At 63.8% G+C, this 24,459-nt stretch carries 23 protein-coding genes and 3 pseudogenes; 13 read left to right on the top strand and 13 right to left on the bottom strand.

Features of this window, described 5'->3' with window-relative positions:
* Positions 1–4 precede the first annotated feature (4 nt).
* From AC5P7F_RS13480 to AC5P7F_RS13455, 6 genes are all read right to left on the bottom strand, one after another.
* Positions 5–391 (bottom strand): diacylglycerol kinase, encoded by a 387-nt coding sequence (locus AC5P7F_RS13480; protein ID WP_164077161.1) that lies wholly within the window; start codon positions 389–391, stop codon positions 5–7.
* 47 nt (positions 392–438) lie between these two features.
* Positions 439–1,692 (bottom strand): HAMP domain-containing sensor histidine kinase, encoded by a 1,254-nt coding sequence (locus AC5P7F_RS13475; protein ID WP_197641353.1) that lies wholly within the window; start codon positions 1,690–1,692, stop codon positions 439–441.
* Positions 1,689–2,363 (bottom strand): response regulator transcription factor, encoded by a 675-nt coding sequence (locus AC5P7F_RS13470; protein ID WP_495204159.1) that lies wholly within the window; start codon positions 2,361–2,363, stop codon positions 1,689–1,691. Before AC5P7F_RS13470 ends, AC5P7F_RS13475 begins: the two co-directional genes overlap by 4 nt.
* A 104-nt stretch (positions 2,364–2,467) precedes the next feature.
* On the bottom strand, positions 2,468–2,998 hold the full coding sequence (locus AC5P7F_RS13465) for a Cif family virulence factor (RefSeq protein WP_014647406.1): 531 nt from the start codon (positions 2,996–2,998) through the stop codon (positions 2,468–2,470).
* A gap of 35 nt (positions 2,999–3,033) precedes the next feature.
* Complete coding sequence (locus AC5P7F_RS13460; protein WP_164077158.1) at positions 3,034–3,486, bottom strand: YbbD-related protein; 453 nt, start codon at positions 3,484–3,486, stop codon at positions 3,034–3,036.
* A gap of 32 nt (positions 3,487–3,518) precedes the next feature.
* Positions 3,519–4,139: a hypothetical protein gene (locus AC5P7F_RS13455; protein ID WP_014647405.1), complete on the bottom strand. Its 621-nt coding sequence runs from the start codon at positions 4,137–4,139 to the stop codon at positions 3,519–3,521.
* A gap of 163 nt (positions 4,140–4,302) precedes the next feature.
* On the opposite strand from AC5P7F_RS13455, the gene AC5P7F_RS13450 reads away from it, so the two are divergent.
* Both AC5P7F_RS13450 and AC5P7F_RS13445 read left to right on the top strand, forming a co-directional pair.
* Positions 4,303–4,614, top strand: coding sequence for a hypothetical protein (locus AC5P7F_RS13450; RefSeq protein ID WP_239510489.1), 312 nt, complete (start codon positions 4,303–4,305; stop codon positions 4,612–4,614).
* A 17-nt stretch (positions 4,615–4,631) separates the two neighbouring features.
* Positions 4,632–4,946, top strand: coding sequence for a hypothetical protein (locus AC5P7F_RS13445; RefSeq protein WP_164077156.1), 315 nt, complete (start codon positions 4,632–4,634; stop codon positions 4,944–4,946).
* 50 nt (positions 4,947–4,996) lie between these two features.
* Here the strand turns inward: AC5P7F_RS13445 and AC5P7F_RS13440 are convergent, their stop codons facing one another.
* The 5 genes from AC5P7F_RS13440 to AC5P7F_RS13420 form a co-directional block, all read right to left on the bottom strand.
* The gene (locus tag AC5P7F_RS13440) at positions 4,997–5,344 is read right to left on the bottom strand and encodes an RcnB family protein (protein ID WP_049439424.1); all 348 of its coding nucleotides are present in this window, start codon (positions 5,342–5,344) and stop codon (positions 4,997–4,999) included.
* A 134-nt stretch (positions 5,345–5,478) separates the two neighbouring features.
* Positions 5,479–6,915 (bottom strand): efflux transporter outer membrane subunit, encoded by a 1,437-nt coding sequence (locus tag AC5P7F_RS13435; protein ID WP_197641354.1) that lies wholly within the window; start codon positions 6,913–6,915, stop codon positions 5,479–5,481.
* Positions 6,912–7,796 carry an HlyD family secretion protein gene (locus AC5P7F_RS13430; protein WP_046431015.1) on the bottom strand — a complete coding sequence of 295 codons (885 nt, stop codon included), beginning with the start codon at positions 7,794–7,796 and terminating at the stop codon, positions 6,912–6,914. The genes AC5P7F_RS13435 and AC5P7F_RS13430 overlap by 4 nt, the downstream gene beginning before the upstream one ends.
* Position 7,797: 1 nt before the next feature.
* The gene (locus AC5P7F_RS13425; RefSeq protein WP_014647401.1) at positions 7,798–8,007 is read right to left on the bottom strand and encodes a DUF1656 domain-containing protein; all 210 of its coding nucleotides are present in this window, start codon (positions 8,005–8,007) and stop codon (positions 7,798–7,800) included.
* A gap of 4 nt (positions 8,008–8,011) precedes the next feature.
* Positions 8,012–9,973 (bottom strand): FUSC family protein, encoded by a 1,962-nt coding sequence (locus AC5P7F_RS13420; RefSeq protein WP_239510488.1) that lies wholly within the window; start codon positions 9,971–9,973, stop codon positions 8,012–8,014.
* Between the two features lie 79 nt (positions 9,974–10,052).
* On the opposite strand from AC5P7F_RS13420, the gene AC5P7F_RS13415 reads away from it, so the two are divergent.
* A complete protein-coding gene (locus tag AC5P7F_RS13415; protein ID WP_164077173.1) occupies positions 10,053–10,847 on the top strand; it encodes a helix-turn-helix domain-containing protein in 795 nt (264 codons plus the stop codon).
* A 35-nt stretch (positions 10,848–10,882) separates the two neighbouring features.
* Here AC5P7F_RS13415 and AC5P7F_RS13410 read toward each other — a convergent pair.
* Positions 10,883–11,011 (bottom strand): annotated as a pseudogene (locus AC5P7F_RS13410) (alpha/beta fold hydrolase); the annotation flags it as partial.
* Between the two features lie 266 nt (positions 11,012–11,277).
* Between AC5P7F_RS13410 and AC5P7F_RS13405 the strand changes: the two are divergent.
* The 9 genes and pseudogenes from AC5P7F_RS13405 (at position 11,278) to AC5P7F_RS13365 (ending at position 22,514) form a co-directional block, all read left to right on the top strand.
* A complete protein-coding gene (locus AC5P7F_RS13405; protein ID WP_495204158.1) occupies positions 11,278–15,960 on the top strand; it encodes an RHS repeat-associated core domain-containing protein in 4,683 nt (1,560 codons plus the stop codon).
* 3 nt (positions 15,961–15,963) lie between these two features.
* A complete protein-coding gene (locus AC5P7F_RS13400) occupies positions 15,964–16,299 on the top strand; it encodes a DUF6984 family protein (RefSeq protein WP_049439430.1) in 336 nt (111 codons plus the stop codon).
* Positions 16,300–16,382: 83 nt separating this feature from the next.
* Positions 16,383–17,777 (top strand): annotated as a pseudogene (locus tag AC5P7F_RS13395) (RHS repeat domain-containing protein); the annotation flags it as partial.
* Between the two features lie 564 nt (positions 17,778–18,341).
* A pseudogene (locus AC5P7F_RS13390) lies at positions 18,342–19,460 on the top strand (RHS repeat-associated core domain-containing protein); the annotation flags it as partial.
* A gap of 15 nt (positions 19,461–19,475) precedes the next feature.
* Positions 19,476–19,907 carry a hypothetical protein gene (locus AC5P7F_RS13385; protein WP_275428250.1) on the top strand — a complete coding sequence of 144 codons (432 nt, stop codon included), beginning with the start codon at positions 19,476–19,478 and terminating at the stop codon, positions 19,905–19,907.
* Between the two features lie 17 nt (positions 19,908–19,924).
* On the top strand, positions 19,925–20,365 hold the full coding sequence (locus AC5P7F_RS13380) for a YbbD-related protein (protein WP_141098601.1): 441 nt from the start codon (positions 19,925–19,927) through the stop codon (positions 20,363–20,365).
* A 318-nt stretch (positions 20,366–20,683) separates the two neighbouring features.
* Complete coding sequence (locus AC5P7F_RS13375) at positions 20,684–21,007, top strand: hypothetical protein (protein WP_126412432.1); 324 nt, start codon at positions 20,684–20,686, stop codon at positions 21,005–21,007.
* 486 nt (positions 21,008–21,493) lie between these two features.
* Positions 21,494–21,883 (top strand): hypothetical protein, encoded by a 390-nt coding sequence (locus AC5P7F_RS13370; RefSeq protein WP_134967393.1) that lies wholly within the window; start codon positions 21,494–21,496, stop codon positions 21,881–21,883.
* A 277-nt stretch (positions 21,884–22,160) separates the two neighbouring features.
* Positions 22,161–22,514 carry a hypothetical protein gene (locus AC5P7F_RS13365; protein ID WP_262093805.1) on the top strand — a complete coding sequence of 118 codons (354 nt, stop codon included), beginning with the start codon at positions 22,161–22,163 and terminating at the stop codon, positions 22,512–22,514.
* A gap of 19 nt (positions 22,515–22,533) precedes the next feature.
* Here the strand turns inward: AC5P7F_RS13365 and AC5P7F_RS13360 are convergent, their stop codons facing one another.
* Positions 22,534–22,908: a hypothetical protein gene (locus AC5P7F_RS13360; protein WP_164077152.1), complete on the bottom strand. Its 375-nt coding sequence runs from the start codon at positions 22,906–22,908 to the stop codon at positions 22,534–22,536.
* Positions 22,909–23,474: 566 nt separating this feature from the next.
* Here AC5P7F_RS13360 and moaA point away from each other — a divergent pair.
* On the top strand, positions 23,475–24,455 hold the full coding sequence (gene moaA, locus AC5P7F_RS13355; RefSeq protein WP_111205425.1) for a GTP 3',8-cyclase MoaA: 981 nt from the start codon (positions 23,475–23,477) through the stop codon (positions 24,453–24,455).
* Positions 24,456–24,459: the final 4 nt, after the last annotated feature.

Here is a 24,459-nt window from a genome sequence, read left to right as displayed (position 1 = left end):
CGGGCTAGCCCAGCAGGATCACGCCCCACACCGCACCCACCATCAACAACGCGATGGTCTGCGCGGCGCTGCCCATGTCCTTGGCGTTCTTGGACAGCGGATGCTTCTCCAGCGAGATGCGATCAACCACGGCTTCAATCGCCGAGTTGAGCAGTTCCACCAGCAGGCTGATGAAGCAGACCGCCAGCACCAGTGCCCGCTCGACCGTGCTGATGTCCAGCACGAACGCAGCCGCCATCAGCAGCGCGTGCAGCAGCAACAACTGGCGGAACGCCGCCTCGCCGCGAAAGGTGGCGATGAAGCCATCGCGCGAATGGATGAGGGTGTGGAAGATGCGGCTCAATCCGGTCTTGCCGTGCGGGTACTTGCCGCTGTCCTTGGGGTGCTGCATGCCGTCTCCAGAGCGGGGGAGCAGCCCGGAGCATGTGCAGCCCGATGTCAGGAATCCGTCAGATGCGGGGGGCGGGGCCAGCGCAGGGTGAACCGGCACCCCTGCCCGGAGGATTGCACGGTCATCGTCCAGCCCAGGTGCTCGACGATGCGCTGCACGATCGACAACCCCAGCCCCTCGCCGCTGTGCGCGCCACCCGGCGCGAAGCGCTGGAACTGCCGTGGGTCGATGCTGGACGGCAGGCCGGGTCCGGTGTCAGCGACGATGAGTGCGGTGTCGTGGAGGGTGATTCGCACCTCGCCGCTTTCGGTGTACTGGCAGGCATTGCGCAGCAGATTCCGGATGATGCTGTGCGCCAGATCCGCGTTGGTGACCAGCACGGCGTCATGCCGGGCATCAAACGCAACGGTCACCGGCTTGCCGGAAAGCCAGGGCTGGCAGCGCTCCATGCAGGATTCGAGCAGCGGACGCAGGGCCACCGCGTTGCGCGGCACGGCGCCGGGGGCACGCGAGAGCAGCAGCAGGCAGGTCAGCTGGCGCTGCATCTCCTGGGTGGTACGCAGGATGCGTGCCGCGCTGGGAACCAGGTGGCTGTCGGCCGGAAGCTGGCAGGCCAGCGTTTCGGCAGCACCACCGATGATGGCCAAGGGCGTGCGCAGCTCGTGGCTGGCATCGCCGCTGAAGCACTGCTCGCGATACAGGAACCGTTCGAGCTCGTCACTATGGCGGGCAAAGGCGCGCGCGAGCACGCCGATCTCGTCGCGTGCGTCCTGGTAGGGAAAGGGCTTGTGGCCGTCCTGCACCGCATCGGCCAATCGTGTGATGGGCGCGATGACGTGGGTAGCGACCTTGCGGCCGATGAGGAAGGCGCCGAACACGCAGACCGAAATGACCAGTGCCGCAAAGGCATTGATCAGGTGTTCCAGATAGCCATAGGGTGCGGCGTCCTGCAGCAGGTAGTAGCGTTGGCCACCACTGTCGAACACACGCAGGTGCCACTCGTTGGGCGCCTCTTCGCCGTGGTAGCCCGGGCCGTATTGGCGCAGCACGACAGGCACGTCCTGGGCATCGAACAGCTGGGTCCCTGGTGGCAGGGCGGGGCGTTGGCCACGATTCAGCGCGGCCTGCAGCCTTTGCACTTCGCCGTGCTGGGTCCGTGCGACGACAGCAGTCCGGACCTGGTCGTAGTCGACCTGTTCGGCCAGTACGATGAAGCCCATGGCACCGGCCATCAACAGCACGAACGAGATCGTGATGCGGGTGCGCAGGCTCAGGCGGCGGTAGAGGGAGGCAGGGCTCACGCCTGCATGCGCCAGCCGACGCTGTGCACCGTGGTGATCAGCGCGGTGTCGAAGCTGCGGTCCACCTGCAGGCGCAGCTCATGGATGTGGGTTCGCAGCGCGCCGCTGTCCGGTGGCTCGTCGCCCCAGACCAGGTATTCCATCTCCTGCTTGCGCACCACGGCGGGAGCTGCACGCACCAGGCACATCAGCAGCTTGTGCGACGTGGGCGTCAGCGCAATGCAGCGGCCTTGCCGCCAGGCCTGTGGCGAGCGCGTGTCCACCTGCAGGTCCTTCCACGCCAGCACGCTCTGGACCTGGCACCCCTGTGCCCTTCGTACGAGGGCCTTGATCCGTGCATCCAGTTCCACCAGCGAAAACGGTTTGACCAGGTAGTCATCCGCGCCCAGGGCCAGGCCCTGCACACGGTCTTCGACCGGATCGCGCGCGGTCAGCATCAGGATCGGCACCGGGTTCTGGAACTCCTGGCGCAGCTTCTGGCACAGCGTCATGCCGTCCAGGCGCGGCAGCATCAGGTCCAGCAGGATGGCGTCGTAGTCGTGCTGCGTGGCCCGGCGCAGGCCACTGGCGCCGTCGCGCGCGTCGTCCAGCACGTAGCCGAGCGGTTCAAAGAAGGCATACAGGTTGGCAACCAGCTCGGGGTTGTCTTCGATGATCAGCAGGCGGGTCATGGCATGCGTCCTTGCGCGTGGCCGAACTCTGCCCGATCGATGGCCGAATGCCAATGCCCTTGCTGAATGGATCGCGGCCTGGGTTCGGCCCGGTCAAGCGACGTTCAATCGCCCGGGCTGCGTGAATCGCGGATCGAGTAGATCACCGAGAAGATCTTCCAGCCCTGCTCCGTGCGGACCAGCTGCCACATTTCCTTGCCCCAGTTGGTCTTCACCCCATCGTCGTGGAAGCTGTAGTCAAACGAGACCGAGGCCACATCGCCGTCCGTTTCGATCTTCGTGTTGGAGAACTTCTCCTCCTTCGGCTTCGGCGAGGCGACCGCCCCGTCGATCAGCGCGATGAAGTTGTTGGCGGGAATCTGCCGTGCCTTGATCGCATCGGGCTTGGCCTTGCGGATGTCCTGCAGGCGCACATCCTCGGAAACGAACTGCCAGCCGATGTCTTCCGGTTTATCAGAGAAGAACAGGCCCATGTAGGTCGGCTTGTCCTTGTTGATCAGCGAGGTGCGGAACGCTTCGACCACCTGTTCGATCGCCTTGACGTCGGCGGGGGCATTCTGCGTGGCGTAGGCCGGCAGCCACGCCGGGAGCAACAGGGCGAGGGCGACGAAGCGTGCACGTGCGTTGGGCATCATGGGGTCCTGGGGAGGAATAGGGTGGCGCGGGCGCATCACCGCGCGTAGGTTCGCCAGAAGAGCACGTGGTCTTCGGTCCTGTTGATGGCGACGAAGACTGATTTTCCGGATTCGGGCGCGCAGCGAAAGACGCGATACGACGACTTGAGCGTCCCGTCGCCCGGCCACCAGTATCGATCAAACGCAACAGGATCGCCGTGACTGAATGTCGTTGCCTGGCAATCCGCAGGCAGCTGCAGTAGTACCGCCGGGGGCTTGGTGAAGGCCAGCGCGCTGGTGTTCGAGTCGAGGTCGTGCACCTCGCGCAGGTCGGTCGCCTCGTGGGGCACCCAGCCGGGAATCCATCCCTTGTTCACCATGTCGGAGTCAAGCGCCTCGCGCAGCGTGTCGAACGAACTGTCCGTAACCAGGCCGCAGGCGCATAGCACCGTGCAGGCCGCCAATGGAAAGGCAGATCGCAACTTGATCCAGGTGGTGGGTGGAAACATGGTTCCTGCTACCCCGGGGAATACCGTCCGACCTATCGGGTCAGTGCGTCGAACAGGCGATTGCGGTCCGCATCGCTCATCGACCAGCTCTGCCCGAGCGGGGCCATGCGCACGGATTCGGTCTGGCCACAGGCCCGGTACTGCCAGGTTTCCGAGCCATCGGGCTGGGCGGCCACGTCGATGCCGTCCAGGCGCGCGCACTGCAGCCGAGCCAGCACCATCGGTGCAAAGTGCAGCATGTAGTGCTGCACCCGGTCGGCCGGCATTGCCGTGCCGGAAGGCAGCGGGTGGGCCGGGCCGTACTCGGCGAGCAGGCCAACGCAGGTCGCTGCGGCGGACAAGGTATTGCGACCGAAGGCGCGGGAGGCATCCCGCTCCACACTCTTTCCCAGAGTCCTGCCTTCCTTGCTGCTGGCATAGGCCTCGGCGGCCTGCAGTTGCGCGGCGTCGAGTGTCGACAGCCAGTGCTTGCGGCCCTCCTGCAACTGCAGTTCCAGGCCGGGCAGGCTCTTCTGGCAGCGCGCGGCGATCGCCTGTGTCTGCACGAAATCCTGCCCACGATCGCCCGGCATTGCGGTCGCTGTTGCGGCCGCTGTTGCCGCCGCGGGGGCAACAGCCAGGGCCATGCAGGCGATCACCAGATTCCGTCCCATTCCATTGCGCATCCTGCACCCCATGGAGAGTTTGACGGCGCACGCTAGCACGGATGCCGGGCGCTGCAACAGGCCCGCGTGTCGAGGTTTGACGTTGAAGAAGGTCTGCGCGGATGATGCGCGGGCGCGCGGCGCAGGAGGGGATCTGTCAATGAGGGCACTAATGTGGGGGCTTGCGGGCCTGTTCGTGGCGTACGTGGCCGGTTGCTCGGCGATCTCGGCGTGGCATTCCCACGCGCTTGCCTCGGTCCCGGTCGGGGCGAGCAGGGGCGAGGTACTGCGGGCGCTGGGGCCCCCTGACGTGGTGGAGCACGCCGATGTTCCCTTTACCCGCTATGCCAGCCGTGGATGCAGTGGTCGCTGTGCGCAGCGATGGTGGTATGAGAACCGGCTGGGACTAGATACCGAAGCCTGGTCGGTGGAACTGGATGCTTCCGATCGCGTGATCGCAACGTCGCGCCTGACATCACCGTAGACGACCGCAGCAAGCGCATGCGTATCCATCGACCTTTCATCTTCATCGCAAGCCTGGCCCTGATGGCGTGGTGCACGTTGATGGGCGTACTGGTGCTCATCCATGGCTTCAACGAGCACGGCCTGCGCTGCGGCAGGCTGTGCTCACTGGAGACCTCCATCCGCCTGCTCTTTGGTGATCGGGGATTCGAAATACTGGTGGCGATGGGGCTATTTGCCACAGCGCTGATGTGCGGGTATATCGCGCTGCGGGAGGGCCTGCATGGCGGGCCGCGGAGGCGGGCGGGGCGCCGTGGGCGCAGACACCGCCGACCGGGGCGGCCCCGGTCGTAAGGTGTCTGCACCGATGTAAATCGCTGCGTGTGCTTACGCTGCAGGTCGCTTCAGCGATGCAGGGCGTCGATGATCAGCCCGGTGGCGATCTCCACCAGCAGGTACTCGTTATCGGACTGGCGCACCCAACGCCGGTCGCGGCCCGGTTCGCGCAGGTCATAGCGCGCGTAATCGTCTACCCAGTAGCGGCGGTCCACTTCGGCCCACGGCAGGCGCTCGCCACGTCGCCAGGCCTTCTTCTGCCAGCCCGGCGGCGGCGCATCGCGGTTATGCGGGCCGCCCGCATGCGGCGGCGGGCCGTTGCCGCGGGCGTGGTGCGGCGGATCGGCGAAGGCGGGGGCCGCAGCCAACGCGGTGGTGGTGGTCAAGGCGATGGCAAGCAAGCGTGTGGTCTTCATGGAGATGCCTCCGTCATGGCCGCAGCATGCGGCGCTGTGGCGGGAATATAGGGCAGTCAGTGTGAATGAATACGGGTGTAGGCGGTACATTCCTGAACAGACGGCGCGGCCTGCAGCCGCTGCCAAGCAACGGGTCACTGGACCCCGCCCGGGGCTGAATCTGTTGCAGCCCAGCCTCCACCCAACGACAGGAAAAGATCCATCTGCCGGTCAATGCGCTCCGCGCGCGAGACGGCCAATGCGGACTCCGCATCTGCCAGCGCGGCCTGGGCCGAAAGCAGGTCGAGAAAATCGATCCTGCCGAAACGGTAGAGCTGCTGCGCCTGCCCGGCGGCCCGCGCTGCATCCCCACGCGCCTGCGCCAGGCTGCGCTCGCGTTCAAGCTCCTGCGTGCAGGCAGAAAGCGCGGTCTCGGTCTGCCGCAGTGCCTGCAGCACGACGCCGTCAAAGGACGCGAGCGCGGTATCTGCGTTGGCACCGGCCGCTGCGATGCGGGCCTTGGCCACGCGGCGGTTGGGCCAGTGCCATGACAGCACGGGACCGATGCCCGCACCGAAGCCGTCGGCCGACAGCAGATGCGCCGGTGTGCCGGCCACGCCCGAAGAGGCGCCCAAGGTGATCTGCGGATAGAGACCCGCCGTCTCGACACCGATCATTGCAGTCGCGGCGGCCAGGCTGCGTTCGGCGGCACGTATGTCGGGGCGCCGCTGGAGCAGCTGCCAGCCATCACCGACCGGCAGCGCCTGCTCCAGCTCAGGGGGCTGGGGGCAGGCTTCGGCCTCCCTGGGATAGTCCGCCGGGAGCCTGCCCATCAATGCGGCCAGTTCGAACAGTGCGGCCTGCCGTTCCGCCAGCAGGTGCGGTATCGCCGCCGCGCTGCGATTGACGGCGGCACCGGCACGGCTGACATCGAAGTCCGTTCCGCGCCCGCCTGCAGCCAGGCGTCGGGTTGCGTCCAGGGTGGCGCGCTGCACCGCCAGCACCTGCCGGGTTGCAGCGAGCGTGTGATTGCGGGTGCACACCTGGAGATAGGCACGGGTGACGGCCGCAGCGACGACCACGCGGACCTGGTCGCGTGCCGCAGCAACCGCCTCCGCGTCGGTGTTGGCGGCTTCGATGCCGCGGCGGATGCCGCCTGCAAGATCCAGTGGATAGGAGAGGTGAAGGCCGAGCGCATACGACTGTGGCGCGGCCGATGCCTGGGTGTAGCCACCGGCATGGGTGAGCGTGCCCGATGCATCCACGTCGGCCTGTACGGCACCGCGCGCGCGATACTCCAGCACGGTGGCGCTGGCGCGCCGAAGGTTGGCATCGGCGGCGCGCAGGTCGGTATTGGCCGCCAGTGCTTCGCGTACGTAGGCGTCAAGCTGGGGGTCGCCATACAGGTGCCACCATCGATCCGGTGGCGCGTCGTGGCTGAACGATGCGTCCTGGCCTGAGACGAACGCCCGCGCAGCCTGTTGTGAAGCTGCGATGGCGTTCGCAGGCAGGTGATAGTCGGGGCCGGATACGCAGGCCGTCAGGGGCAGCAACAGGGCAAGCAGCCCACCACGTACTGTCCGCACGCTCACTTGCAGGCTCCCGGTGCCGAGGGCGTGATGGTCACACTCGCAGTGCGACCCACGATCAGGCGCGTATCCGGCGGCGCATCATCGATGCGGATGCGTACCGGGATGCGCTGTGCCAGCCTCACCCAGGTATAGGTCGGCGCCACGGCCGGCAGCAGGTTGTGCGTGCTTGAGCGCTGATCGTCGGCAATGCCGGCGGCGATGCTGTCAACGTGTCCGCGGACATCGCGGGTGTCGCCCATCAGCCGCGCCACGGCGGCATCGCCCTCGGTGATGCAGCCCAGCTTGGTTTCCTCGAAGTAGCCCTCGATGCGCAGGCTGCCGGTGTCGATCAGCGCCAGCGCCTGCGCGCCCGGTTGCAGGTAATCGCCCGCATGCAGGTCCAGGTTGGTGACGATGCCGTCGGTGCTCGCGCGCACCTCGGTGCGTTGCACGTTGAGCTGGGCAACGCGCTGTTCGGCCCGTGCCTGCGCCAGGGCGGCCAGCTCGGTGTCGACCTTGGCCGCATTGCGTTCGCGTGTCTCCGAGGCGACCAGGTTGCCCAGTGCGTTGTCCCGCGTCGATTCGCGGCGGGCCAGCGCCAGCGTCGCGCGTGCGCTGCTGACCGCTGCGTCGGCCTTCTCAAGCGCGGCAGCCAGGCGTGGCTGATCCAGCACCAGCAGCAGTTGTCCGGCGCTGACCCGCTGGTTGTCGTGCACCAGCACCTGGGTGACCAGCCCCCCCATGTCCGACGCAACGCGCACCACATCGGCGCGGACCCGTCCATCCCGCGTCCACGGGCGTGTTTCGTAACGCTTCCAGATGGACAGCGCGGCGACGACAGCAATCGCGAATACAACCAGCGTAGCGCTCCAGCGCCCGATGACAGCAAGCAGGTGTTTCATTTCATTTCTCGAGCAGGGGCGAGAGCCGGATCATCAGCTCCGCCAGGATCACGAACAGGGACAGGCCCACCAGTGGTCGCGCGGCGAACAAGCGGTACAGACCGAGACTGGCGAGCAGGCGCGAGGTCAGCATCGACAGCGCCAGCGCGGCGGCGGCCACGGCGAGCAGGCCGGGGATCAGCACGCCATCAATGGAGAGATCAGAAAACATGAGGTCAGTGCCGAAGGGTGAGAGCAGGCGCCAGCAGGTCGCGGCGCAATCCGCAGAGCAGGTGCGACAGATGCTCACGATCATCCCCGCTGCTGGCCACTGCTGCCTCGCGCATGCGGTCGAGCAGTTCCAGAAGATGGGCGTCGACGCTGCGTGGCGCGTGGGCACGAACCCTGAAATGTGCGGCGACGCGTTCGATCAGCGCCGCATGAAGCACCCGGACCTGCGGGTTTTCCTGGCACTTGTCCAGTGCGCGGAGTTGGTTGGATGCACGTACCGCACGCACGTCCGCAAACAATGCCCGCAGGTCGTCTGCGGCACTGGAACCGCCCCGCAACCGGGGAGCGAGCAGCCCGATTCGATCCAGCATGCGGCTGAGCCAGGCCCGGGCCACGCCACCTTGTCCGGCGGCGTGTCGTGCGATATCCCGACGGATCGAACGCTCCAGCCGTGCGCGGTTGCGGCCCGCATCGGCGGTCTGGAACAGCTGCATGCTGCACAGTGCCATTGTCGTACCCACCAACAACGCTACGCTGTTGTTGAGTGCGCCGACGATGTTGACCGTATTGGTCGCGCCCAGTCCCGCGATGAGCGGAAACGTCAGCACCACGCCCAGGGCAGCCATGATGAAGGGAGGCCGGGCCAGGAACGATCCGCACAGCAGCAGCGCAGGCGCCAGCGCGGCAATCAGGCCGACGACATCGGACAGCGCGGGGAAGATCAGCAGACCGTAGAGCAGGCCGACGGCAACGCCGATCAATGACCCCACCAGATAGCGCATGACATGCGGCGCAGGCGCTTCGATCGTGCCGAACAGCACGCACGCCGTGCCGATGATGGACACCGCCGTCGCGCCCTCCGACCAGCCGGTAACGATCCACAACACGCAGCTCAGCAGGATGCCGACGAACGCGCCCAGCGCGCTGCGCAGGGCAAGCCGATGATCCCGGTGAAGTACCGCACCCTGCGTATGTCGCGCAAGGCGGGCAGGTACATGCCGGCGCCAATCGGGGCGGGCGGTGTGCAGTTGCGCCTGCAGCACGCGGCAGTCGGCGTGGGCCAGGTCGAGCTCGGCCTGTTGCGCGACCAGGCTGGCCCGCAGCAGATCGCGCCAGCCCCTTGCATCCATTGCGCTGGCCTGTGGTGAACGCAGCCGGGCGATGGAATCTTCCACCGCGCTGGACAGCATCAGGACGTCCAGCATCCGGTCATGCAGGGCACGCAGGATCTGCACCTGGGCCACGCCTTGGGCACTGTCGAAGGGCAGGTGGATCGACAGCACATGCAGTTCGAGCAGGTCAGCTGCCACTTTCGAGCGGTCCGTCGCCAGCACCGTGTCCGATGCACCGGCGCACATGTCGCGCGTCCATCGTTCCGCATCATCCAGCACGGCAGCAACCCGCGCGTGCACGCGCATCGAGACCCGGCGCGGCAGCACCAGCGTATGTACCAGCGTTGCGGCCAGGATGCCGATGGCGATTTCCTGCACCCGCGTGATGGCAATGGTGAACACGTCTCCCGGCACCATCACCGCAGGAAAGCCGATCAGGCTGGTGGTATAGCCGGCCAGCAGGAACGCATAGGCACGCGGCGTGCGGTCGAGCATCGCCAGGTACAGGCACAGCGCCATCCAGGTGGCGAGCGCGGCGCTCAGCACCAGGGGTGCATTGGCGAAACGTGGCACCAGCACGACGGTGGCGACGGCCCCGCCCACGGTACCGAGCAGGCGGAACAGGCCGCGGCTGAGTGTTGCCCCGGACAGGGGCTGCGACACCAGATAGACCGTGCCGATCACCCAGAACGGGCGATTCAGGCCGATCCGCAGGGAGACATACAGCCCCAGCGACGCGGCGAGCAGGCATTTGAGCGAGAACAGCACCGCCTCCTGATCGGTCCTGAGGGCAGGGCTTTTCAACCGGGCGAATGCCTGGAACACGTGGGGACGGGCAGGAGTGGGGGAGTGCATGCGGCTCATGCTAGTGATCGGCCGCACCGGCGAATTTCGCTACAATGACAACCAATCGCTAAAACCGGTCAATGTGAGAATGGCTCGCATTTCGCTCCCCGGCTTTGACCTGGACCCTGACGAGACCGATCGCCCGGCGGTTGCCAGCCGCCTGCAGGTGGCCGAGCACGACGCGGAAATTCTGGTGCATGAGCACCGCAAGGGTCAGCTCATTCTTGCGCTGCATGGCGCGGTGACCTGCGAAGTGGCCAATGCGCTGTGGATCGTGCCGCCCCAGTGTGGCGTCTGGATTCCGGGCGGCATGCCGCACAGCAACCGCGCCACCGCCAACGCGCGCCTGTGCTACCTGTTCGTCGAGCCCGGCATCGTCGACCTGCCGGCGCAGTGCGTGACGCTGGCCATCTCGCCGATGCTGCGCGAGATGATCCTGCATCTGGCCGACGCGCCGCTGGACTATCCGCATGGCAGCCACACCGACCGGCTGGCGCGGGTGTTGCTGGACGAGCTGGTACAGATGCCGGCCGAGCATCTGTCGCTGCCGGTCAGCCATCACCCGAAGGTGCGTGCGCTGGCGGCGGCGCTGTCGGCGGATCCGGCAGACCGCAGCACCATCGGCCAGTGGGCCGTGCGCCTGGCCCTCGGCGAGCGCACTTTGACCCGGCTCATCGAACGGGAAACGGGCTTGTCCTTCGGGCGCTGGCGGCAGCAGCTGCACCTGCTCATCGCCATTCGTGAACTCGCCGCCGGTGCACCCGTACAACGCGTTTCCGAGACGTTGGGCTATGAGTCGGTGACGGCCTTCATCACGATGTTCAAGAAAGCGCTTGGCCTTTCCCCGGCGCGGTACTTTGCGGTGCGCCTGCGTGGGCAGTAGCGGGGAACAACGGGCGAAGCCGTTGCCTGGAACGCCTACTTCGAGGTGCCGGAGACCGATTGAATCGCGGCCACCACCGCAGCAGGATCCTCGCGCTGGAGGGCGTGGCCGGTTGCCAGCTAGCGGTGCGAGCCGCGCGTGAATCCTGTGAGGAGCAGGGCGTGTGCTGGTAGTGTTGTGAGCTATGAACACGGACTCCCTGTAGAAGAAGTCATGGGAGCCCGGCGTAGGCCGCTGAATGGCCACGGATGCTTGAATCTGTGACCGGTTACGCGACTCCACACTTGAATGTGCAAGCGTCCTCGACGATAAAGGCGGCATGTGGCACTGCCGCATTCCGGACCAGGGACGATCCGATGCACGACGCGTGGGCTCAGCTCCGCGTTCTCGTTCCCGCCGGCGCTGTGTTCGTCCAGGAAGGAGAACAGGGATGTTGGAACGACTGAAGACCCTCTCGCGTGCCGCGCTGGCGATTGTTGCCCTCGGCTGCTTCGCCCCTGCTGTGGCGCAGGCGCAGGAAAGCAAGATTACCTGGCGCATTTCGCAGCCCGGCGGCAATTCGACGCAGTACAAGACCCAGCAGCAGGCGGTGCAGGCGATCAAGAGCCTTCCCGCACCCAGTCCATTCCCGCCGGAGTTCCAGTTCGGCTGGCAGTCTGTCGACAAGATCAAGTCGAAAGTTGTGGACTTGAACGGCAATACGTCGATCACCTACTGGATGGGGAAGTCGCAGCCCTCCGACCCGGACTGGTCCTACATAGGGCGTGACATATTTCCGACGGAAGAGGCGATGGTTGCCGATTTTCTTGCGGACGAACAAGCCAGCAATCCCGTGTGCCCCGGTGCAGCGGTAACTCCGTCGGGCGAGTGGTTTGCAGCTTCGCCCGATCAGGAAGGTGTCATCGAGTCGCGCTACTACGATCTGACTTCCATGGCTGGCAACAACACGGCTGAATCACCCTGCACGCCATACACCGGAACGGTGGCGGTCGCGCGTACCCGGCGCTTGAACTGCCCGATTCCCCTCACACAGTGGTCCAACAAGCACAACGCCTGCGTCAGCGAAGAATTCGTTGCGACCATCACCTCGAAGTCGCAGAAATGCGACAAGGACGGCGGCAACGGTAGCTGCCCCATGTCCCGCAACGATACAGCGGCGAACATGAGTCCGATTCCCGACAAGGACCCGGCCTCCAACGGCGGTACCTGCGACGGCAATGTCGGCAACCCATGTGATGTCAAAACGGGCGAGAAGTACGAGATCGCGCCGGACTTCGATCTGGGCTGGATCGCGCTGACGCGCTTCTATCACTCCGGCATCTCCACCTCATCCGGTGGCTTCGGTTATGGCTGGACCCATTCGCTGGGCGCCCACCTGGCACTGGACGGCGTTGACAGTGTGGGCATCATTGAAAGCACCGGTTTCCAGCGTGCATTCAAGAAGATCGGCCAAGCCTATGAGGCGGACGACGACAGTGGTGACCGTCTGGTCCAGAACGGCAACTGGACACTGTACTCGGCGGGCTCCATCTCGACCTTCGGCGCGGACGGACGTCTGACCGCCAAGCGCTTCCCGGATGGCACGTCGCTGACCTACATCTACGACGACAACGACCGCCTTGCGGCGGTCACCCACAGCAGTGGCCGCACACTGGAGTTCGTCTATCAGTCCAATGACTATGAGGCGCTGATCAGTTCGGTGCTGGTCGAAGGCATTGCGCTCGCTACCTATACCTACACGCCGCAGAACCAGGTCGCCACGGTGACCTATGCGGGTGGTGGTGTGCGGACATATCACTACGAGAACCAGGACTTCCCCCAGCACCTGACCGGCATCACCGCCGAGGACGGTCGCCGCTACAGCACCTTTACCTACGATTCCATCGGCCGTGTTATCTCCAGTCAGCACGCTGGCGGTGCCGATGGCGTGACGCTCGCCTACAGCCCCAACGGCGGTACAGTCGTGACTGACGCGCTTGGGCGGCAGACCGACTACACCCTGACACCCGGCGGCGACACCGCTCCGTCGCGCACTGATCGTCGCGGCATCCAGACCAAGCACACCTATGCGCAGGGTACTGATGCGGTGAGCGGCCGTGCCGTCAGCATCCATACCGTGACCGAAGCGGTCGGCTTGCCCGAGCAGCGTGTGGTGACCACGGCGCGCGACGTTGAAACCAATGCGGTACTGACCACCCGGATCGGCAATCGTGAAACCCGAACGTCCTTCAATGGCCGGCGCCAGCCGACAACCAACACGGTGACCGACATCGCGTCCGGTCAGACGCGCATCACCAGCTATACGTACTGCGAAGCCGCTGATGTGGCAGTGGCAGGCAGCTGCCCGGTGGAGGGGCTGCTGAAGAGTGTGGATGGCCCGCGCACGGATGTGGCCGATGCCGTTACCTATGCTTATTACTCGGCAGATGATGCAGGGTGCGCGACCGGAGGTGCCTGCAGCTATCGCAAGGGCGACCTGCGCAGCGTGACCAATGCGCTGGGCCAGACGGCCGAGACTCTGGCCTACGACGCACTCGGAAGGCCGCTGTCGGTCAAGGACGCCAACGGCGTGGTGACTGATTACACCTACCATCCCCGCGGCTGGCCGACCTCGGTCACCGTGCGTGGCGCGACCACTGCCGAGAATCGGGTCACCCAGATCAGCTACTGGCCGTCCGGCCAGGTGCAACAGATCACCGAGCCCGACGGCAGCAGCGTTTCCTATGTCTACGATGCGGCGCTCCGCTTGACCGATATCGAGGACAACGCGGGCAACACGATTCACTACACGCTGGACAATGCCGGCAATCGCCTCAAGGAAGACACGCTCGATGCAGGCGGTACCCTGCGCCGCACCCTGGCACGGACGTTCAACACGCTCGGCCAGCTGACCGCACTGAAGGACGCGAGCAATCACGCCACCGGCTTTGCCTACGATGCCAACGGCAACCCGCAGACGGTGACCGACGCACTGCAGCGCGTGACCAGCCAGCAGTACGACCCGTTGAACCGCTTGGCGCAGACCCTGCAGGACGTGGGCGGCGTGGCGGCGGAGATCCGCAGCCAGTACAACGCGCTGGATCAGGTCACCCAGGTCACCGACCCGAAGGGTCTGCACACCACTTATGCCTATAACGGTTTCGGTGATCTGACCGGGCAAGTCAGCCCGGACAGCGGTGCCAGCAGCTTCACCGTGGATGCCGCCGGCAATCGCAAGACGGCCGCCGATGCACGCGGCGTCACCGCCACCTATCACTACGATGGGCTCAACCGCCTGATCGGCATCGCCTATCCGGACCCCAATCTGGACGTGGGCTACAGCTATGACGTGGCGCCGGCCGCCTGTGCCGCCGACGAGCGCTTCGCCAAGGGACGGCTTGGGCAGGTGCTGCATGCCAATGGCAGCACCCAGTACTGCCATGACCGCTTCGGCCAGGTCACCCGCAAGGTACAGACCGTCAACGGCGTTGCCAGCACGCTGCGCTACGCCTATAGCAAGTCGGGCCGCCTGACCGCGTTGACCTACCCCGACGGCAGCGTGGCTGACTACGTGCGCGATACCCAGGGCCGCATCAGCCAGATCGGCCTGACCCGCCCCGGCCAGGCGCGCCAGATCGTGGTGAACAACGTGACCTATGCGGCCTTCGGCCCGGCGACCGGCTGGACCTACGGCAACGGCCGCCAGCTGCAGCGTCCGCTGGATCTGGATTACCGCCCGCAGGCGGTGCATGACCCGGCCGCCGGTGGCCTGTCGCTGGGCTATGGCTACGATCCCGTCGGTTCGATCACCGAGCTGAAGAACGGCACAGGCTCGACGGTGCTGGCCAAGTACGCCTATGACGCGCTGGGTCGCCTGACCCAGACCCAGGACGGCACGACCGGCACGCCGATCGAAACCTATGCCTATGACGCCACCGGCAATCGCACCGCGCTGACCACCTCGGCAGGCACGGCCAGCTACACCTATCCCGCAACCAGCCACCGGCTGACCGCCGTGGACGGCGAAGCGCGCGACCATGACGCGGTGGGCAACACCACCCGCATCGGCGGCAAGTCGTTCATCTACAACGATGCCAACCGCATGAACGCGGTGAAGCAGGGCAATGCCGTACTGGAAAGCTACACCTACAATCATCGCGGTGAGCGCGTGCTGCGTACCCCGGCCGGTGGCGCAGCGCAGATCACCTTGTACGACGAAGCAGGGCAGTGGCTGGGCAACTACTCGGCCACAGGCCAGGCGGAGCAGCAGGCCATCTGGCTGGACAACTACCCGGTGGCGTTGATCAACATGCCGGCTACCGGCGTGCCGGAACTTGCCTACGTGCAGCCGGATCACCTGGGCACACCGCGCGTAGTGATCGACCCGGCGCGCGATGTGGCGATCTGGGAGTGGAGCAACAAGAGCGAAGTGTTCGGCAACCAGATTCCGAGTACCGACCCGGATGGTGATGGAGTGGCGTTCGAGCTGGCGCTGCGCTTCCCAGGCCAGCAGGCCACGGATGCGAGTGGGTTGTTCTACAACTATCAGCGGGAATACGACCCGGCGGTGGGGCGGTATTCGCAGAGTGATCCAATTGGATTGGAGGGTGGGATTTCCACCTTCTCATATGTTGGCTCTCGGCCAACCTTCTCGATCGATCCGCAGGGGCTTCAGGTTATCGGAAGCCCAAGGGAGATGGCCAATCCCCTCGATGAGTCCCAGGCAAGAATGTTGCTTCCATGGGTTGCGGACATGACTCCGGGTGTCGGGGACGTCAAAGGCATTTACGAAGCATGTGAGAACCCAACGCCGGGCAATATTGCGATGGCGGCGATCGGTATTGGCCCTCTTAAGCTCCTGAAACTGCCAGTCAAAGCTGGCCGGATACTGCTCACATTTGGCCGAGTGGACAATCAGGTTTATCACGCCTTCCGACACGTCGAAAAGGCTGGGATGGATAGCGTTAGTGTGAAGGCGGCGATTGCCGCCGATATTGAGCGAATCGGGGCGAATCACCCCTCTGGAACATATTCTGGCTCTGTGACGGTCGACGGTGTTAAAATTGAATACAGCTCCCATAAGTTTCCTGATGGAAGCATTAATGTAAGTAGAATTACTCCGCCCAGGAATTGATGCATGTACAGGCATTTATCGGAATCTGAAAAATCATTAGTGAAATTGATGCTTCAAGGTGTGGATTTTCCGGGCATCACTGCTGATTCACTTGCGGCGATTGAAGTTGAGGAGATGGATGATGGCGGGATGGGGAGCCTGCTGTTCAAATCAAGCAAGCTCGACCGTTTGCTTGGAAAGGAGCTGGCCAGCAAAACCTTTGTCGACACGGATGGGGTTGAAGTTATAGTGACACTTTCACTGGACAATTATGGAGATCTTTTTGAGTTGGATGTATGGAAAGTCGACTTCTCGCCAGTTATTAGCCTTCGTCCCAGGAGGGCGTCCGCTGCGGGCTAGTAAGAGCCTAAACGTTTCCGCCCTCGCTCCTTAGCTATCCAAGGAGGCGCCCGGACTGAGGATGTTCCGAGCAATAGGTGATCGGTTGGACCTACGGCAACGGCCGCCAGCTGTAGCGTCCGTTGGATCTGGATTACCGCCCGCAGGCGGTGCATGACCCGGCCGCCGGTGGCCTGTCGCTGGGCTATGGCTACGATCCCGTCGGTTCGATTACCGAGCTGAAGAACGGCACAGGCTCGACGGTGCTGGCCAAGTACGCCTATGACGCGCTGGGTCGCTTGACCCAGACCCAGGACGGTACGACCGGCACGCCGATCGAAACCTATGCCTATGACGCCACCGGCAATCGCACCGCGCTGACCACGTCGGCAGGCACCGCCAGCTACACCTATCCCGCAACCAGCCACCGGCTGACCGCAGTGGATGGCGAGGCGCGCACCCATGACGCGGTGGGCAATACCACCAGCATCGGCAGCAAGACGTTCACCTACAACGACGCCAACCGCATGAACGCGGTGAAGCAGGGCAATGCGGTGCTGGAAAGCTACGGTTACAACCATCGCGGCGAGCGCGTGTTGCGCTCCGCGGCCGCCGGCGCGGCTCAGATCACCTTGTACGACGAGGCGGGGCAGTGGCTGGGCAACTACTCGGCCACGGGGCAGGCGCAGCAGCAGGCCATCTGGCTGGACAACTACCCGGTGGCACTGATCAACACGCCGGCTACCGGCGTGCCGGAGCTGGCCTACGTGCAGCCGGATCATCTGGGCACGCCGCGCGTGGTGATCGATCCGGTACGGAATGTCTCGATCTGGGAGTGGAGCAACAAGAGCGAGGTGTTCGGCAACCAGATTCCGAGTGCAGACCCGGACGGGGATGGTGTGGCGTTCGAACTGGCACTGCGCTTCCCAGGCCAGCAGGCGACGGATGCGAGTGGGCTGTTCTACAACCATCATCGCGAGTACGACCCGGCGGTGGGGCGGTATTCGCAGAGTGATCCGATTGGGTTACGAGGCGGAATCAGCACCTACGAATACGTTGGCGGAAATTCACTTAGCTTAATAGACCCGTTGGGATTAAGGAACGTGCACAAGACAGCCGTCGCAATTGGGAATGCGATCAACGCTGGGCGCTTGCTTGCTTCGGGTACGCTGAGGATCGCTGGAGGACTTGGCATGGAGGGGGCAGTAGTGACTGCCGCACCGGGCTCCGCAAGTATTGGGCTGGGCGTCTGGAACATCACTAGTGGCCAGAAGGCGTGGGCTCGCGCCGAGCAGCAGTGGGCGGAGGCAGCCTGTGAAGACAGTAGCAACTATTCGAGGGGCGACGTCCTGAAGACATACTCGGGTTTGTTGCCTTGGGGAACTGAGTCAGATGACCCCGGTGAGCCTTTTTGGATTGATATTATGGAGAAGCACGTTAAGGAGGCTGTCCATAAGCCAAGGGAATTCTTGCAGGAAGTAGGAACCATAGGACTATGAAAACTGGATTGCTGCTCCGCTATGTTGCTTTGATGATCCTGGTCCTCCTAGGCTGGTGGTTTTATAGGCACATAAGCCCCGCGCTAATGACTTTGGCTGGGCTAGGCATCATGGGCGGAAGCACCGTATGGGTCATTGTGGCTCTCACAAGAAAGCCAAGTGAAGCGGCCCGAATAGCCAAATCTTGGTGGCGCTTGATCTGGGATGGCTTCTGGGGACTGTGAACTAATGTTACGCCCGCTAATTAAAGTCTCCAGCAGGCCGATTGGGACCTCTGCCTACCGATACTGGCAATCGCACCACACTGACCATGTTGGCAGGAAGCGAGAGCCACACCCATCCGGCAACCAACCATCACCTGAGGCATTTACCGCTATGTACGATCGTCAGCCAGACGCTGCCTCTAGTTATCGAGAGACTGTGGATGATCTGTGAGCACGTATTTCCGTAGGGCATAACATAAAACTCAGGAGGTCGTCGATACGTGGTTCGCAATCCCCTGAAAGATGGACTGGACAACGCCTTTGGCGGCAGGATGCTGCTACGTCAGTGCGAGACATTCGAAGCGTGGCTGACTACGTGCGAGATATCCAGGGGCGCATCAGCCAGATCGGCCTGACCCGGCCTGGCCAGGCACGCCAGATCGTGGTGAACAACGTGACCTATGCGGCCTTCGGCCTGGCGACGGGCTGGACCTACGGCAACGGCCGCCAGCTGCAGCGTCCGTTGGATCTGGATTACCGCCCGCAGGCGGTGCATGACCCGGCCGCAGGCGGCCTGTCGCTGGGCTATGGCTATGACCCGGTCGGTTCGATCACCGAGCTGAAGAACGGCACAGGCTCAACGGTACTCGCCAAGTACGCCTACGACGCGCTGGGCCGCCTGACCCAGACCCAGGACGGCGCGACCGGCACGCCGATTGAAACCTATGCCTACGACGCCACCGGCAATCGCACCGCGCTGACCACCTCGGCAGGCACCGCCAGCTACACCTACCCCGCAACCAGCCACCGGCTGACCGCCGTGGACGGCGAAGCGCGCAACCATGACGCAGTGGGCAACACCACCAGCATCGGCGGCAAGACGTTCATCTACAACGATGCCAACCGCATGAACGCGGTGAAGCAGGGCAATGCCGTACTGGAAAGCTACGGTTACAACCACCGCGGTGAACGCGTTCTGCGGACCCCGGCCGGTGGCGCAGCACTGATCACCCTGTACGACGAAGCAGGGCAGTGGCTGGGCAACTACTCGGCCACGGACCAAGCGCAGCAGCAGGCCATCTGGCTGGACAACTACCCGGTGGCACTGATGAACACGCCGGCTACCGGCGTGCCGGAGCTGGCCTACGTCCAACCAGATCATCTGGGCATGCCGCGCGTGGTGATCGATCCGGTACGGAATGTCTCGATCTGGGAGTGGAGCAACAAGAGCGAAGTGTTCGGCAACCAGATTCCGAGGGCTGACCCGGATGGCGATGGTGTGGCGTTTGGGCTTGCGCTGCGCTTCCCAGGCCAGCAGGCGACGGCTGCGAGTGGGATGCTCTACAACTACCAGCGGGAATACGACCCGGCGGTGGGGCGGTATTCGCAGAGTGATCCAATTGGGCTTGGTGGAGGTGTTAGCACCTATATCTATGCAATCGGCAATACAATTTCGCACGTTGATCCACTGGGTTTGAAAGACTCCCAGCCTGGAGTGACTGTGACAGAAACTGGCGCATATACGGTCGATTGGCGCTATTACGTGAATAGGACATTGGAAGCTCTTGGCTTTCCGGGGGCATTTGTCGCGGGAGCCAGCGACTTCGGCGGGCAGTATGCCAATCAATGGTCAGCCACACACGTGGTTGGTGGGTCTCATAACGGATGGGTTGGCCAGGATAAGTACTTCCACTGCATGGCGAACTGCGAGGCTGCACAGAAGGGTATGGGCGGATCAGCTGCTGCTCAGTGCATAAGCAACGGGCGCGAGTGGTTCGATCAAAGCATCAAGGGCGACTCTGCCGCTGACTCCGCTGCGGATCAGTTGGCAAATCGCCTCGGACGATCATCTGGACAAATGAGTCGTACGGGGAGTTGCTCGCAGATGTGCGGGAGCTATCGTCCCGGTGGAAACTTCCCCTACTGATGATTTGGACGCCTCAAATGTACGCCCCCAAGCTGCTCCCAGTCGTGATGCTGTCAATCGCACTTTCTGGTTGCATGGAAGTTGCCAGCACCGAGTATGCAGACCGCAATCAAGCCGTCTCAAGACAAGCAATCGGTGAATCGAAATGGTTGCCTTCATGGTTGCCTGAGGACGCAGTCAACATACGCGAGTCGCACGACATGGACACAAATGAATCGTGGCTGGTTTTCCGCCTGACCAGCGGGGTTCTTGCTTTGCCCGAAGAATGTAGGCTGGTGAGCAGGCCGGAGATGTCCGACGCGCGAGTCATGCGGAGATTTCCTCCGTTTGCCCGCAACGCGTGGTCGCGAGCGTCAAGCTATGGCGGCAAGTTCTATCTGTGTCCGGAGGGAAATGCTGGCCGCTGGGTCATGCGCGATGAAGAGCTGGGCCTTGTTTACAGCGGAATAAAGTTATAGGTGGCTGGGCGGTCTCACCTAGTAAGCGAAATGCGTGAGTGGCACGTGGCGATCTCCTTTCCCGGTGCCTGATTCGGCACTTTCCGGCCGAGCGTCGTGTGGGTTCGGGTATGTGTCAAATCGACCTTGCCACTTGTCCGTGTTCACGAATGGGAGGGCCGTGTAAGAAGATCGGATGGTCCGGCAAGCTTCAAGCACCCAGGCGTTCGGCAGGAAGATTGCTGGGCCGCGGTGACGACTGTGCGGGAGGACCTATGGGATATCGGCTCCATGGTCTATTGTGGCTGCAGCGCAGGTGGTGGATGGAGGCGAATGGACATGAAAGAATGCCTGAGAGAAAGAGGCGTGCTGTCGCCAACTGGCTTCTATGACCAATACTATGCGGAGAGTGGTCTGGATCAGGAAACCGTAGTGGAGCTGCTGGAGCATGTTGCAGACGAGCTTCGTTTGCCCTCCGGGAGGCTCCGTCCTGGAGATCGATTTTCGAAGGAACTGTCGCCTGGTGAAGCTCATGGCTGGGACTCGGGGTATGGGGTGTTGATATTCGAGCTTCAATCGCTCGCAAAAAAGCGTGGTATTGCAGTCGATCGGCGGGTGGATTCGCTCGACGACTACATTCGTATCATGGCGGGTATCTATTGATGAGATTGATGCATCCCTGAATGGCTATCGGCGTAGACGTCGCAGTGCGTACTGAGAATTCGGGGATGCCGAAGGTGAGGTATGCCGCCGCTGTCGTTGCCGGTCTGGTTCTGGCCGGCTGTGCAACATTGGGTGGCGATATGATCGTGCGCGTCTCGGGAAGCGTGCCGCCAGGTCAGGGTGACGTTCGCGCTCTAGATTGTGAGCTGAGTATGCTCGGGGAGGACGAAGGTGTAGTTTCGTCGAAACCGGTTGGAAGCACATTCTCGGTCCCCATGATGGTCGTTGCAGGGCCGGAACCTAGAAGCTACCAATTCGCCGTCGAATGCAGGGATGGTCGAAGGTTCGCATCCAAGCCGGTGCTGATCAGTAGTCGGCGCTCCTATGCCCGGGATCTCGATCTTGGGGAGCTCCAGGAGCGGTGAGAGAGAGGAAGGGGCGACCGGGGTCGCACCTCCGTCGTATGCATCTGACGGATTCCAGTGGATGAATGAAGATTTCAACTTGCTCGAATGGTGTGACGCCACGTTGCTGGCCATCAATATTGACAGGAGCAAACCTGGCGTATGCGACGAGGTAAAGGTCCAAGTGCGCTGGCCGGACGGCCGGCAGGCAACCGTCTGCTTCTCGGAAGCCTACGGGTGCTCAGCGCTCATGAACTTCGGCGTACTGGGGGAGGAGGGAATAGAGTTCGCCAGGGTCGAGGACGACGAGCCGGGGCTTGCTCATCTTCTTGATCGTTGGAAGGCGGTCGGCTATCCGCTGTCCGGCCTGAAGTGTTTTCGTATCGAGACCACCTCGACCGGTAGCGTCATTCTGATCTACGCCAGGACATGGCGGATCGAGCATCTGCCGATGGCGGGTGCAGTGCCCTGAAAGACATTCCGTGCCCAGATTCCTCACCCCCGACAAGGTCTCCCTCATCCGGCGGAAGGCGCCTGAGAAGACCGAGCGGAGATATCCTTGGGGTCATGATTTTTGGCCCTGCGGCGACGTTGGCCGCCACACTCTGCAAATTGGGACCTTGATGATGGTGAGGATCCTGACAGCACTACTTCTGATTGGAGTCGGACTTGGATTCTCTGGCGGCGCATGGGCTGTAGGAAAGCGGCCCTTCAAGATGCTCCAGTTCTGCGTGCATGACCAAGAGGGCGTGAATCGGTTCAAGCAGACCCTCAGCTCTATCGCCAAGGACGAAGGAATGCAGTTCTTCGATGGCAGCGCTGAATTGGATCGCCAGCTTGCCAGGGCAAAGGTGGACGTGAAACGCCCTGTCGTCTACATCGGAGTGAAGCGGGAAGATGGCTCGGGACTGGAGGCGGGGAACCTCGGATTGGATCGCTTCGAGATAGCTATTGGCTTCTCTGAAGGGAAGATGCCCGCCGAGGCATGGTCATTCTCTTTCCGCGTCGAACGCGCTTTGGCAGATCGCTGGAATGTACACGCGGTTCCCCCGAACAAGGGGGCTGCGCCGACGGCGTGTCGGGCGGGAGGCGATCCTCGCTGAAGTCCGTTGCACATGGCATTCACCCTTCGGGCTGCAACCGCCCTACCGCCTGGGCGCACAACGACTGGCAGGCCATGACCAACCCCTCCATCACGCGGTCGCCCACGTACTGCCCGGGTTCGCCGTTCTGCCGGGTGCGTTCGGCTGCCAGCAGCATTTCCAGCACCACCCGCAACCCAGTCAACGCGCAATCGGCGTCGGCCAGGGCCAGGCAGCGCCCGGGCAGCTGGTGACGCTCCGGCCAGGGTTGTCCGTCGGCCGCAGCACCGGAGCCGATGCGGTGGAGGTTGGCAATGAAGGTGTTCCTGTCCACTGTTGGCGCAGCCTGTGGCGCACCGTCGTCGCCGGCGGTGCTGCGGTAGGCGTGCAGATGCGGGAAGTCCGATTCGTTCATGGCAAGGCTCCGTGCAGGGCAATCGGTAGCCGCCACCCATAAAAGTGGCGGACGGTACGTGGTTCGAACACCGGGTTGATGTCAGTCCGGTGGGCCCGAAGGCCCCCACGCACCGCCCGCCATAGCCGGCAGACGGATTGCCAGCCGGCGCCACGCTAGGGTGGCGCCGGCTGGCAAGCGCATACATCAACATCAACTCGGGTGTTCGAAGCCCGGCCACCCTTTTCCGGTGGCACGCCATCTGAGCCCCTGGCGCTGTGCAATGCCAATCAGAAGAGTTGTAAACATCACTCGATTGGAGACGCTTTTGACATTGTCCTACGCTGTTAAGCCCCGCCAGTGCTGGCTGGCGTAGTGATCCGCCCGCAACGTGCAATCTGCGACATGTGTCGAGGTTGTCACGGCGAACGGGACGGGCGGGGAGGGCCTATCACGACAGGCGGCGCCAATTCAGGCTGCGTGCCTCCCGGGTTGACGCTTTCAACGCCCCAGCGCACTCTGCGGGCTGGGGTCGACAACCCGTTCAGGGGCAGGGCTGCAGGGTGGTACCAGGAGGCGGAACAGCCATGAGCCAACTCACCGACAGCTTCGGACGCAGCTTTCCGTACCTGCGCTTGTCGCTCACCGAAGCCTGCAACTTCCGGTGCAGCTACTGCCTGCCCGACGGTTACCAGGCCGATGGCCACCCGCGTTTCCTGCAGGTGGAGGAGATCGGCCGCCTGGTGCGGGCCTTTGCGGCGCTGGGCATGAGCAAGATCCGCCTGACCGGTGGCGAGCCCAGCCTGCGCAAGGATCTGGACGAGATCATCGCCACCGTGGCGGCGGTGCCGGGCATCCGCAAGGTGGCCATCACCACCAATGGCACGCTGCTGCCGCGGCGCCTGCCGGGCTGGCACCGGGCCGGCCTGACCGCGCTGAACGTGAGCATGGACAGCCTGCAACGCGAGCGTTTCCACACCATCACCGGGCACGACCGCCTGCCGGAGATCCAGCAGGGCCTGGCCCTGGCGCAGGCGTTGGGCCTGCCGGCGATCAAGCTCAACGCGGTACTGCTGCGGGGCCTGAACGACGACGAGCTGCCGCAGTGGATGGACTACCTGCGTGACCGCCCCTTCAGCGTGCGCTTCATCGAGCTGATGCGCACCGGCGACAACGAAGCCTATTTCCAGCGCTACCACCTGCGCGCCGACGTGGTGGTCGAGCAGCTGCTGGCCGCGGGCTGGCACGAGCGTCCGCGCGCGGCCGACGCCGGCCCGGCGCGCGAGTTCGGCCACCCCGACCATCGCGGCAGCATCGGCATCATCGCCCCGTATTCGCGTGACTTCTGCAAGGGCTGCAACCGCCTGCGGGTGACCGCCAAGGGCGACCTGCGGCTGTGCCTGTTCGGCGAGTTCGGCGTGCCGCTGCGCCCGCTGCTGCAGCGCGATGAGGACCACGACGCGCTGCTGGCACGCATCACCACCCAGCTTGGCCTGAAAGCGGCCGGGCATGGACTGCACCAGGGCCAGACCGGGCTGACCCCGCACCTGGCCTCCATCGGAGGATGAGCAA

This window comes from Stenotrophomonas sp. YJH_SMC_105-26 (assembly GCF_059368915.1).
The sequence above is the reverse complement of the archived record's forward strand: the minus strand, read 5'-3'. Positions and strand labels throughout refer to the sequence as shown.